Origin of the sequence: Kitasatospora sp. NPDC057738 (genome assembly GCF_042798815.1) — a bacterium.
Classification (GTDB): domain Bacteria; phylum Actinomycetota; class Actinomycetes; order Streptomycetales; family Streptomycetaceae; genus Kitasatospora; species Kitasatospora lactacystinica.
Genome location: NZ_JBHVJT010000135.1, coordinates 1 through 12204, shown reverse-complemented (window position 1 = coordinate 12204; position 12204 = coordinate 1). Strand labels below are relative to the sequence as shown.

Sequence of the window (12204 nt, the reverse complement as noted above, 5' to 3'; positions counted from 1 at the left end):
GCACCCCTGTCCGGCACGGTGCCGTTCCTTTCGACGGTGACGGGCGGCTGGCTGGACACGAAGTCCCTGGACGCCGAGTACTGGTACCGCAACCTGCGCGAGACGGTGGAGTTCGGGCAGGCCACGGGGGCGTTGCTGGGGGAGGGTTTCCGGTTCTTCGTCGAGTCCAGTCCGCATGCGGTGCTGGGTGTGGCGGTGGGGGAGTCGGTGGAGGCCGCGGGTGTGGAGGCCGCGGTGCTGGGGACGTTGCGTCGCGGGGAGGGTGGCCCGGCTCAGGTGCTGCGTGCGGTGGGCCGTGCGTGGGAGTGCGGGTTGGGGGTGGACTTCTCGGGTGCGTTCCCGGGCGCGCGGCGGGTGGACCTGCCGACGTACGCCTTCCAGCGCAGCCGCTACTGGCTGACGGCCCCCGCCGCCGTCCCGGCCGCCCCCGCCGAGGACCGCTGGGACGACCCGGAACTGCAGGACCCCGCCCAGCTCGCCGAAGCCCTCGGGGTCGGCCGGGAAGCCCTGGACGAAGTCCTGCCCGCGCTGGCGACCTGGCGCTCCGTCAGGAGCCGTGAACGGAGGGCGGAATCCTGGCGCTACCACGTTGCCTGGGCACCCCTGTCGGTCGCGCCGGCGGACGGCCTCCCCGGTCGCTGGCTCGCCCTGCGTCCCCAGGGCGACGACGCGGCGGCCGTCCTGGACACCCTCGGCGAGGCCGGAGCCGACCTCCTCCCGTGCGTCGTCGACGATCCGGGCGCGACCCGTGAACAACTGGCCGCCCTGCTGACGAAGACCGCCGCGGAGCAGCCGATCGCCGGTGTGCTGTCCCTGCTGTCCTGGGAGGAGCGCCCCCATCCCGAACACCCCGACCTGCCCGGTGGTCCGGCGCTGACCCTCGCGCTGGCCCAGGCGCTGGAGGACACGGGCATCCACGCCCGGCTCTGGACGCTGACGAAGGGAACGGCGGTCCTGGGCGGCGCTGAGCGGCCCGGACACGTCGGTCAGGCCGCGTCCGCCGCCCTGGGCCGGACGCTGGCACTGGAGCACCCGCATCGCCGCGGCGGTCTGATCGACCTGCCCGAGGTGCTGGACGTACGGGCCGCCCGCCGCTTGTGCGCGGTGCTCGCGGGAGCCGCGGCCGACGAGGAACAGGTGGCGGTGCGCTCCACCGGGGTCCACGGCCGCCGTCTCCGGCCCGCGTCGTCCGTGCCGCCGAAGGCCCGTAAGGACGGCGCGGCCGTGCGGACGCGACCGCGATGGCAGGGCACGGTCCTCGTCACCGGTGGCACCGGTGGCGTCGGCTCGCACACGGCGCGCTGGCTCGCGGGCCAGGGCGCGGAGCGGTTGCTGCTGGTCAGCCGCCGCGGTGCCGACGCACCCGGAACGGACGCGCTGCGGGAGGAACTGACGGCGCTGGGCGCCGAAGTGGCCTTCGCGGCCTGCGACGTCGCCGACCCGGCCGCACTGGCGGCGCTGCTCGCCGACATCCCGGCGCGATGCCCGCTGTCCGCCGTCATCCACGCGGCGGGCGTCCTCGACGACGGTGTGCTCGACGCGCTGGACCCCGTGCGGCTCGCCGTGGTGCTGCGCGCCAAGCTGACCGCCGCCCGGAACCTGCACGAGGCCACCGCGGGTCTCGACCTGTCGGCCTTCGTGGTGTTCTCGTCGGTGATGGGCGTCGTGGGCAACGCCGGGCAGGGCAACTACGCGGCCGCCAACGCGGCCGTCGACGCACTCGTCGCCGCCCGCCGGGCCGCCGGGCTGCCCGGCACGTCCGTGGCCTGGGGCGCCTGGGCCGGGCCGGGCATGCTGGCGGACGGTGTCGCCGCGCGGCTGCGGGACTTCGGCATGCCGGTGATGGAGCCCGAAACGGCCGTCACCGCGATCGGCCGGGCACTCGCGGAGGACGACGAGCTGGTCGTGGTCGCCGATGTCGACTGGAGGCGCTTCACCACGGGCATGGGCCTGCGGTCCGCCGCCCTGCTCGACGGGATGCCGGACCCGGCTGCCGCGAGGCCCGTCCCGGATGCCACCGGACCGTCGGCGGCCCGGGAGGGCGGCGGCTCCGCCGACGCCCTGCGGCAGCAGATCGCCGTACTGCCGCGCCACGAGGACCGGGTCAGGACCCTCACCGAACTGGTACGCACCCACGCGGCGACGGTCCTGCGCCACCCGGACGTCGACACGGTCCAGCCCGGAAAGGCGTTCTCCGCGCTCGGCTTCGACTCGCTGACGGCGGTGGAGCTGCGCAACCGGCTCGTCGCCGTCACCGGACTGGCCCTGCCCGCCACCGTCCTGTTCGACCATCCCACGCCGTCGGTACTGGCCGACCGGCTGCTCGCGGACCTGGACCTGGACCTGCCGGACGCGGCGATCGGCGCCGCCGAGTATGTCGGCTCCGTCGGCTCCGAGGCGAGCCGGGCGGCGGCACCCGGCGGCAACGAGCCGATCGCGATCGTCGGCATGGGCTGCCGCTTCCCCGGCGGGGTCGCAGGGCCCGAGGACTTCTGGCACCTGCTCTCGAAGGGCACCGACGCCGTCGGCGACTGGCCGTCGAACCGGGGCTGGGACACCGAGGGGCTGTACGACCCCGACCCCGACCACGCCGGCACCACGTACAGCATGCAGGGCGGCTTCCTGCACGACGCCCCCGAGTTCGACGCGGAGTTCTTCGGCATCTCGCCGCGCGAGGCCCTGGCCATGGACCCGCAGCAGCGGCTGCTCCTGGAGACCGCCTGGGAGGCGGTCGAGGGCTCCGGGCAGGACCCGACCGCGCTGAAGGACCGGCAGGTCGGCGTCTACATCGGTACCAACGGCCAGGACTACTCCGCGCTGCTGCAGGGCGCCGAGGGCGTGTCCGAGGGCCATCTGCTGACCGGGAACACGGCCAGCGTGCTGTCCGGGCGGCTGTCGTACGTCCTCGGCCTCCAGGGGCCCTCGCTCACCGTCGACACCGCGTGCTCCTCGTCGCTGGTGGCGCTCCACCTGGCCGTGCAGGCACTGCGGCGCGGCGACTGCGAGCAGGCCCTCGCGGGCGGGGTGACGGTGATGAGCACCCCGCGGCTCTTCGTGGAGTTCAGCCGTCAGCGCGGGCTCGCCGCCGACGGACGGTGCAAGGCGTTCTCGGCGGACGCGGACGGCACGGGCTGGGGCGAGGGCGCCGGAGTGCTGCTGCTGGAGCGCCACAGCGACGCCCTGCGCCACGGCCACCCCGTACTCGCGCTGATCAGCGGCACCGCCGTGAACCAGGACGGCGCCAGCAACGGGCTCACCGCCCCGAACGGCCCGTCCCAGCAGCAGGTCATCCGCGCCGCGCTGGCCGACGCCGCGCTGCGCGCCGACCAGATCGACGCGATCGAGGCCCACGGCACCGGCACCAGGCTCGGCGACCCCATCGAAGCGCAGGCGCTCCAGGCCGTCCACGGGCCGGCGCGCCCGGCGGACCGGCCGCTGTGGCTCGGCTCCGTGAAGTCGAACATCGGGCACACCCAGGCGGCGGCCGGGGTGGCCGGGGTGATGAAGATGGTGCTGGCCATCCGCCACGGCGAACTGCCGGGAACCCTGCACGCCGGGACGCCGAACCCGCACGTCGACTGGTCCGACGGTGCCATCCGCCTGCTCACCGCGCACACCCCGTGGCCGGAGACCGGGAACCCGCGCCGGGCAGGCGTGTCGTCGTTCGGCATCAGCGGCACCAACGTGCACGCGATCATCGAGCAGGCACCGGCCGTCGCGCCCGCCCCGGAGCGGACCTACACCTCGGCCGCGCCCGCCCCGGACACCGCCGCCCCGGACACCGCCACGACGGCCACCGCGCGCCGGGCCGCCCCGCCCGTGCCGCTGCTGCTCTCGGCCGGCACACCGGAGGCCCTGCGGGCACAGGCCGGCCGGCTGGTGAGCCGGCTCGATGCCGACCCGGACGCCGAACTGGCGGACGTCGCCTACTCGCTCGCCACGGGACGGGCCCCGCTCGAACACCGGGCCGCCGTCCTGGGACGGGACCGGGCATCCGTCCGGCGCTCGCTCACCGCACTCGCGCGCGGTACGGCAGCGGGCCACCTGCTCACCGGCGGCGCCGTACGCTCCGGCCGGACCGCCTTCCTCTTCCCGGGACAGGGCAGCCAGCGGGCCGGAGCCGGTGCGGAGCTCTACCGCGACGACCCGGTGTTCGCCGACGCCCTCGACGAGGTGCTGACCGGCCTGGACCCGCACCTCGACCTGCCCCTGCGCGACATCCTGTTCGCCGAGCCCGGAACCCCCGGTGCGGCGCTGCTCGACCGCACCCGGTACACCCAGCCCGCGTTGTTCGCCCTGGAGACGGCGCTGTTCCGGCTCGTACGGCACTGGGGTGTGCGGCCCGACCTGCTGATGGGGCACTCCATCGGCGAACTCGCCGCCGCCCACGCGGCGGGCGTGCTGGACCTGCCCGATGCCTGCGCGCTGGTAACGGCCCGGGGCCGGCTGATGGACGAACTGCCCGAGGGCGGGGCGATGGTGGCGGTGGAGGCCACCGAGGAGGAAGTGCGCCAGGCCCTGCTGGACGACCGCACCGGGCACCCCCTCCCGGAGACGGAGACGGAGACGGAGCCGTTGACGGAGGCGGACCGCGACCCGGGCCGGGACGCGGTGGACATCGCCGCCGTCAACGGGCCCACCTCCGTGGTCCTGTCCGGTGACGCGGACGCGGTGCTGCGCCTGGCCGGGGCGTTCCGCTCCCGCGGACGGCGCACCCGCCGGCTGAGCGTGAGCCACGCGTTCCACTCCGACCGGATGGACGGGATGCTCGACGCGTTCCGGGACGTGGCCGAGTCGCTGACCTACCACGCGCCCGGCATCGAGATCGTCTCCAACCTGACCGGGCGCACGGCCACGGCCGCGGAACTCCGTTCCCCCGACCACTGGGTGCGCCACGCCCGGGGCACCGTGCGCTTCCTGGAAGGGGCCCGCCGGCTGCGGGCCGAGGGCGCGACGACGTACCTCGAACTCGGACCGGGCGGCGTGCTGTCCGGCATGCTCCACGCCTGCCTCCCCGACGCCGCCCCCACCCCCGGCGGCCCCGGCGGCCCCGGGACGGTGCCGCTGCTGCGCGACGGCCGCGGCGAGCCGGACACGGTCCGCACCGCACTCGCCTCGCTGCACCTGCGCGGTGTGGCGGTGGACTGGTCGGCGGGCTGGAGCGGCACCGACGTGCGGCGGGTCGACCTGCCCACCTACGCCTTCCAGCGCAGGCGCTTCTGGCCGGTGGCCGCGCCGGACCCGGCCCCCGCCGCCCGGCGCTCCCGGGAGACCGAGGTCCCCGCCGGCCCCCGCCGCTACCGCATCGCCTGGGAGCCGCTCACCGCGCCCGCGGAGTCCCGCCTCTCCGGCCGCTGGCTGCTCGTCACCCCGGACGGACCCGGTGCCGAGGGCACCGCACTCGCCTGCGAACAGGCGCTCGCCGGACACGGCGCCGACGTGGTCGTGATCCGGGTCGGGGCCGCCGTCGAACGCGCCGAACTGGCCTCGCTGCTCCCGGAGTTCGGCGCCCTGGAGGGCGTCCTGTCGCTGCTGGCGCTGGCTGAGGGACCCCACCCGGGCCTGCCGATGCTCGACGCCTGCCTGAGCGGGACCCTGCTGCTGCTCCAGGCACTGGGCGACAGCGGCATCGACGCACCCCTGTGGTGCGCCACCCGCGGCGCGGTGGCGGCCCACGGCACGGAGGAGGTCCGCCCCGAGCAGGCCCAGGTGTGGGGCCTTGGCCGGGTGGCGGCACTGGAGCACCCGCTGCGCTGGGGCGGCCTGGTCGACCTGCCGGACCTGCTGGACGGGCCCGCGCTGGACGGGCTGTGCGCGGTGCTGGCCGGACGGGACGGCGAGGACCAGGTGGCCGTACGCGCGCCGGTACCGCTGGGCCGCCGGCTCGTCCCCGCGCCGGAGCCCGCGACACCCGCGCCCGCACCGTGGACGCCGCGCGGCACGGTCCTCGTCACCGGCGGCACCGGAGGCCTCGGCGCCCAGGTGGCGCGCTGGCTCGCGGAGCGCGGCGCGGAACACCTCGTCCTCCTCGGCCGGCGGGGACCCGAGGCCCCCGGAGCCGACGCGCTGGTCGACGCCCTGGCGGCGCTCGGCGCCCGGAGCACCCTGCTGGCCTGCGACGTCGCCGACCGCACCGCGCTGGAACGGGTCCTGGGGCGGCTGCGCGACGAGGGCGACACCGTACGGGCCGTGGTGCACACCGCCGGACTCACCTCGGACACCGCGCTGATGGACTGCACGCCGGAGGAACTGGCCCGGCGGACGGCGGCCAAGACGCGTGGCGCGGCCCACCTCGACGCCCTGTTCGAAGGCCGCCCGCTGGACGCCTTCGTGCTGTTCTCGTCGATCTCGGGCACCTGGGGCAGCGGCGGCCAGGGCGCCTACGCGGCGGCCAACGCCTACCTGGACGGCCTCGCCGCGGAGAGGCGCGGCCGGGGCCTGACGGCGACCTCGGTGGCCTGGGGCCCCTGGGCCGGCGCGGGCATGGCCGACGGCGCCGTGGGCGACGGCCTGCGCCGCCACGGGCTGGTGCCGATGGCCCCCGCGGCGGCGCTCTCCGCGCTCGGCCTGGCGCTGACCCTGGACGAGGGCGAACCGGTCGTCGCCGAGCTGGACTGGAGCCGCTTCGCGCCCATCTTCGGCTCGGTCAGGGACAGTGCGCTGCTGCGCGGCCTGCCGGCCGCCCCGGAGCCCCGGGCGGCGGACGGCGGCCCCGCGGACGCGGACACCTCCGCCGGGTCCGGACCCGGGACGGGCGGCGACCCGGCGTGGCCGCACCGGCTGCACCGGCTGTCCGAGCCCGAGGGCCGCAAACTGCTGACGGAGCTGGTCCGGAGCGAAGCGGCCGCCGTGCTGGGCCACGAGTCGGTTGCCGGCCTCACGGCCGACCGCCCGTTCCGCGAGCTGGGCTTCGACTCGCTCACCGCCGTCGAACTCCGCAACCGGCTGGTCGCGGCCACCGCTCTGCCGCTCGCGTTCACCTCCGTCTTCGACCACCCGACGGCAGCCGCCCTCGCCGCGCATCTCTTCGCCGGGCTGAGCGGCACCGAACCGGACACCGACGGTCCGACCGGCACGGCCGGGCCCGCGGCGGCCGACGAACCCCTGGCGATCGTCTCGATGGCCTGCCGGTTCCCGGGCGGCGTCCGCTCGCCCGAGGACCTGTGGCAGCTGGTGGCCGACGGAGTGGACGCGGTCACCGCGCTGCCCGCCGACCGCGGCTGGCCGCTGGACACCCTCTACGACCCGGACCCCCTGCACCCGGGCACCTTCTACACCACCGGCGGCGGATTCCTGGACGGGGCGGCCGAGTTCGACGCGGAGTTCTTCGGCATATCCCCGCGCGAGGCCCTGGCCATGGACCCCCAGCAGCGACTGCTGCTCGAAACCAGCTGGGAGGCACTGGAGCGGGCCGGACTCGATCCCGCGTCGGTGCGCGGCAGCGAGGGCGGCGTCTACGTCGGCGTGGCCGCCCAGGGCTACGGCACCGGCCCGCAGAACCCGTCCGACGAGGTCGAGGGGCACCTCCTCAGCGGCACGGTCACCAGCGTCGCCTCCGGCCGCGTCGCCTACACCCTCGGACTCGGCGGCCCCGCCGTGACCGTGGAAACGGCCTGCTCGTCCTCGCTGGTGGCACTGCACCTGGCCGGCCAGGCACTGCGCGCCGGTGACTGCTCGTTCGCCCTGGTCGGCGGCGCCGCGGTGATGGCGAGCCCGGACGTCTTCGTCGAGTTCAGCCGTCAGCAGGGGCTGTCGCCCGACGGCCGCTGCCGCTCCTTCGCCGAAGGGGCGAACGGTACGGGCTGGGGCGAAGGGGTGGGCGTCCTGCTCGTGGAACGCCTCTCCGACGCGCGCCGCCTCGGGCATCCGGTCCTCGCCCTCGTACGGGGCACCGCGGTGAATCAGGACGGTGCCAGCAACGGCCTCACCGCCCCGAGCGGCCCCGCACAGCAGCGGGTGATCAGGGCCGCGTTGGCCACGGCCGGACTGTCCGGCGCCGAAATCGACCTGGTCGAGGCGCACGGAACCGGTACCGTGCTCGGCGACCCCATCGAGGCGCAGGCCCTCCTGGCCACCTACGGCCAGGACCGGCCCGCCGACCGCCCGCTGTGGCTGGGGTCGCTGAAGTCCAACATCGGGCACACCCAGGCCGCCGCCGGCGTCGCCGGGGTCATCAAGACGGTGCTCGCACTGCGCAACGGCGTGCTCCCCGGCACCCTGCACGCACAGGAGGCGTCCAGCCGGGTGGACTGGTCGGTCGGCGCGGTCCGGCTGCTCGCGGACGCCCGCCCCTGGGACGCCCCGGACGGGGACCGGCCGCGCCGGGCAGGCGTCTCCGCGTTCGGCATGAGCGGCACCAACGCCCACGCCGTTCTGGAGGAAGCACCCGCCGCCGACGACGGTCCGCTGCCCGACGGCACGGACGGCGAACCCTCCGAGGACACCGGGACCACGGTTCCGTGGCTGCTCTCCGCCATGACGCCCGCGGCCCTGCGCCGACAGGCGCGCCGGCTGGGCGAGCACCTGCGGGCCGACCCCCACGGGGGCGTCGCCGCACCGGCCCGCGCGCTCGCCACCACCCGCCCCGCCCTGCCCTTCCGGGCGGCCGCCACCGGCCGCGACCGCGACGCGCTCCTCGGCTGGCTGGACGCCCTCGCGGCGGGAGAACCCGCGCCCGACGCCGTGCAGGACCGGGCGCGCGGCGGCCGTACGGCCTTCGTCTTCCCCGGCCAGGGCTCGCAGTGGGTCGGCATGGCCGTGGCGGCGCTCGACACCGCCGGGGCGTTCGCCGCCGCCATCGCCGACTGCGAACGGGCGCTCGCCCCGCACACCGACTGGTCCCTGACCGAGGTGCTGCGCGGCGCGCCCGGCGCACCGACGCTCGACCGCGTGGACGTCGTCCAGCCGGTGCTCTTCGCCGTGATGGTCGCGCTGGCCGCGCACTGGCGCGACACCGGGGTCACCCCGGACGCGGTCGTCGGACACAGCCAGGGCGAGATCGCCGCCGCCCACGTCGCCGGAGCGCTGTCGCTCGACGACGCGGCCCTCGTGGTGGCGCGGCGCAGCCGGGCGCTGCTGAGGCTGGCGGGACGCGGCGGCATGGTGTCGGTCGCCGCCTCCGCCGAGCGGACCACGAGCCTGATGCCCGCCGGCGGACGCCTCTGCGTGGCCGCGGTGAACGGCCCCGACGCCGTGGTCGTCGCCGGGGAGCCCGAGGAGCTGGCCGCCCTGCTCGCGGCCTGCGACCGGGAAGGCGTACGGGCCAGGGCGATCCCGGTGGACTACGCGGCCCACTCGGCCCAGGTCGCCGAGATCGAGGACGAACTGCGCGAAGCCCTCACCGGGATACGCCCCCGCGCCTCGGCCGTCCCGCTCTACTCGACGGTGACCGGCGAACCCGTCGCCGGAGAATCGCTCGACGCCGCCTACTGGTACCGCAACCTGCGCGAGCAGGTCGACTTCGTCGGAGCGACCCGCGCCCTGCTGGACTCGGGTCACACCCTGGTCGTCGAGGTCAGCCCGCATCCGGTGCTGCTCGCCGGGATCGAGGCGGTGGCCGCGGAGGCCGGGCGGGAGGTGTCGGCGGTCGGCACGCTGCGGCGCGGCGACGGTGGCCGGGACCGGCTGCTGGCCTCGCTGACCGAGGCGTGGGCGGCCGGCGGCGGTCCGGTGGACTGGTCGCCCTGGACGGGTGCCCCCGGGCCGGGCGGCCCGGCACCCGTCCTGCTGCCGACGTACCCCTTCCAGCGCGACCGGTACTGGCTGGCCACACCGGGCCGGACGGCCGCCGCGGTCACCACCGGGGTGCCGGCCGAGGAGACTTCGGAGGCCGCAGGCGACGAGGACGGTACCCCCGCCGCACGACTGGCCGCCCGGCTGGCCCCACTGGACCGGCCGGCACGCCGTCAAGTGGTGCTCGACCTGGTCATCCGGCACGCGGCCGCGGTCCTCGGCCATTCCGGAGCCGGTCCGGTGCGCCCGGAACGCTCCTTCTCCGAGATCGGCTTCGACTCGATGCTCGCGATGCGGTTCAGGAACGCGCTGTGCGAGGCCACCGGGCTGTCCGTCCCGCCGACGGTCGTCTTCGACCACCCGACGCCAGAAGCGCTCGCCGCCCACCTGGACGCGGAGCTGTCCGCCGCGCCCGAACCGCCCTCGCCGCTGCTGGCCGAGCTGGACCGGCTGGCCGCGCTCCTCGCGGCCGTCCCTCCCGGAGCGGCCGACACCGACGGGGTCGGCGAACGACTGAACGAACTGCTGCGCGGCTGGGGCCGGCGCGCCGGCGCACCGGGCGGCGAGGCACCACCGCCCGGACCGGTGGACGACACCGTCACGGCGATGGAAACGGCGACAGCGGACGAGCTGTTCGCCCTGATCGACAACGACTTCGGCAACGCCTGAGAGAGAGCTGGCACTGATGTCCGACGACAAGAAGCTGCTCGACTACCTCAGGCGCGTCACCGCCGACCTCGGTGACGCCCGGAGGCAGCTGCGCGAGGCCGAGCAGGCCCGCCACGAACCGATCGCCATCGTCTCCATGGCCTGCCGCTATCCCGGCGGCACCGACACGCCCGAACTGCTGTGGGACCTGGTCTCCCGGGGCGCCGACGCGATCTCCGCCTGGCCGGTCAACCGCGGCTGGGACCTGGAGGGCCTCTACGACCCGGACCCCGAGCGGCCCGGTACCTCCTACACCCGGCACGGCGGCTTCCTGCACGACGCCGCCGAGTTCGACGCGGAGTTCTTCGGCATCTCGCCGCGCGAGGCCCTGGCCATGGACCCCCAGCAGCGGCTGGCACTGGAGACCGCCTGGGAGGCGGTCGAGCGGGCCGCGATCGACCCCCGCACGCTGCGGCGCACCGGCACGGGTGTCTTCCTCGGTGCGATCGGCAACGGCTACGGCGAGGGTTCGCGCCACCTCCCCGAGGTCCAGGGCCTGTTGGACACCGGGACCGCGAGCAGTGTGGTCTCCGGCCGGATCGCCTACACCCTGGGCCTGGAAGGGCCCGCGGTGACCGTGGACACGGCTTGCTCCTCCTCTCTGGTCGCCCTGCACCTGGCGATCCGGGCCCTGCGGGCCGGCGACTGCACGCTGGCCCTGGCCGGCGGGGTGTCGGTGATGGCGACCCCCGACGCGTTCGTGGCGTTCAGCCGACAGCGGGCGCTGTCGGCCGACGGCCGCTGCAAGGCGTTCGGGGCCGAAGCGGACGGAACCGGCTGGTCCGAGGGCGCCGGTGTCCTGCTGCTGGAGCGCTTGTCGGACGCGCGGCGCAACGGGCACCCGGTGCTGGCGGTGATCCGGGGTTCGGCCACGAACCAGGACGGTGCGAGCAACGGGCTGACCGCGCCGAGCGGTCCGTCGCAGCAGCGGGTGATCCGGGCGGCGCTCGCGGACGCTGGCCTGTCGGCGTCCGAGGTGGACGCGGTGGAGGCGCACGGCACCGGCACCACCCTCGGCGACCCGATCGAGGCGCAGGCCCTGCTGGCCACGTACGGCCAGGGGCGGCCCGCCGAACGGCCTTTGTGGCTGGGCTCGTTGAAGTCGAACATCGGCCACACCTCGGCGGCGGCCGGAGTGGGCGGCGTCATCAAGATGGTGCTGGCGATCGAGCACGGCGAACTGCCCAGGACCCTGCACGCGGACCGGCCGACGCCCATGGTGGACTGGTCGTCGGGAGCCGTGGAAGTCCTCTCCGAGGCCCGCGCCTGGGACGACACGGGACGCCCGCGCCGGGCGGGCGTGTCCGCCTTCGGCGTCAGCGGCACCAACGCCCACCTGATCCTGGAACAGGCCCCGGCGGAGGAGGCCGAACCGGTGGCCGACACCGCGGCTGGCGGCGACGCGTACCCGCTGCCCTGGGCGCTGTCGGGGCGCACCGACGAGGCGCTGCGCGACCAGGCGGCCCGGCTGCTGGCACACCTGGGCGCCGACCCCGCACCCCTGCGGGCCGCCGACACCGGCCGCGCCCTCGCCCTCACGCGGACCGCCTTCGAACGGCGCGCCGTGGTGGTGGGCACCGACCCGGACCGGCTGCTCGACGGCGTGAAGGCGCTGGCGGAGGGCCGCTCGGTGCCGGGGCTGGTACAGGGCGACGGTGTGTCCTCGGGCCGTTCGGTGCTGGTGTTCCCGGGTCAGGGTTCGCAGTGGGTGGGGATGGCCGCGGAGCTGTTGGCCGAATCGGCTGTGTTCGCGGGGCGGATGGC

2 protein-coding genes are annotated in these 12204 nt (G+C 76.0%); both read left to right on the top strand.

The annotated features are described in order from the left end of the window. A partial coding sequence (locus tag ACFVGO_RS38585) for an SDR family NAD(P)-dependent oxidoreductase (protein WP_380636837.1) occupies positions 1–10401 on the top strand: 10401 nt, incomplete at its 5' end. Positions 10402–10417: 16 nt separating this feature from the next. Continuing rightward, a partial coding sequence (locus ACFVGO_RS38580) for a type I polyketide synthase (protein WP_380636835.1) occupies positions 10418–12204 on the top strand: 1787 nt, incomplete at its 3' end.